This window comes from Roseateles sp. P5_B10 (assembly GCF_056400485.1).
On sequence record NZ_JBFULE010001404.1, the window covers coordinates 1 to 785 of the forward strand.

Genomic DNA, 785 nt, shown 5'->3' on the forward strand with positions numbered 1-785 from the left:
GTGCTGGACTATGGCTGGCTGCGCAGCACCACCACCAGCACCAACAGCACGGTTCTCGGTGCCGCATCACCGACCGCCGACGAAACCCTTCAGGGCGAGGTTTTTCGCGATATTTCCGCTTCACCGCTCAGCGATCTCAACTCACTGTTCACGTTCTTCAAGCAGAACGGCAAAGTTGGCAACACGCTCAAGACGCTGTCCTTGCGGCTGAGCGGCCCGGTCGTGGAGCTTCCAGGCGGCAAGCTCACCGCCACCGCGCTTGTTGAACGACGCAATGAGACCAGCGACGATGCAGTCGATACCAGTGATGTGGGCGGTACAAGCGCCTTCTACTGGACGCCTGAAGCACATCGCAGGGTTGATGCGCAATATCTGGAACTGCGCGCGCCGTTGATTTCGCCCGGCAATGACATGCCTTTCGTGAACATGCTGGAACTGATGGCTTCGGTTCGCCATGACGCTTACCGGACCGATTTCTCGGGCTCTTCAATTGAGGTCGATAGCGCCGCCGGCCCGTTCACGCCCCAGACGCCGTCGATCAACAGCTTTGGATCGACGAGCCACACGCTTGGTTTTCGTTATGCGCCAACGCGTGATGTCACGTTCCGCGCCAGCCGTGGCACCGGATTTTTGCCGCCCGACCTCGGCCAGATCCGCAGTTCGACACCCGCTCTGTTCTCGTCGTTCCTGATCTCGCTTCTTGATCTGCGCGATCCGGCGCTGGGCAACTCGCTCATTCCCGGGCCGTTGACGGTGCTGGCCGGCGGCAGCGCTTCGCTCATGCC

Annotated in this window: 1 protein-coding gene; it reads left to right on the forward strand. The window is 60.9% G+C overall.

Going from position 1 to position 785, the window contains the following annotated elements; all coding sequences use genetic code 11:
* Window positions 1–785 (forward strand): TonB-dependent receptor domain-containing protein (locus AC1DU6_RS33625; RefSeq protein WP_477862696.1); only part of this gene is annotated, 785 nt, incomplete at both ends.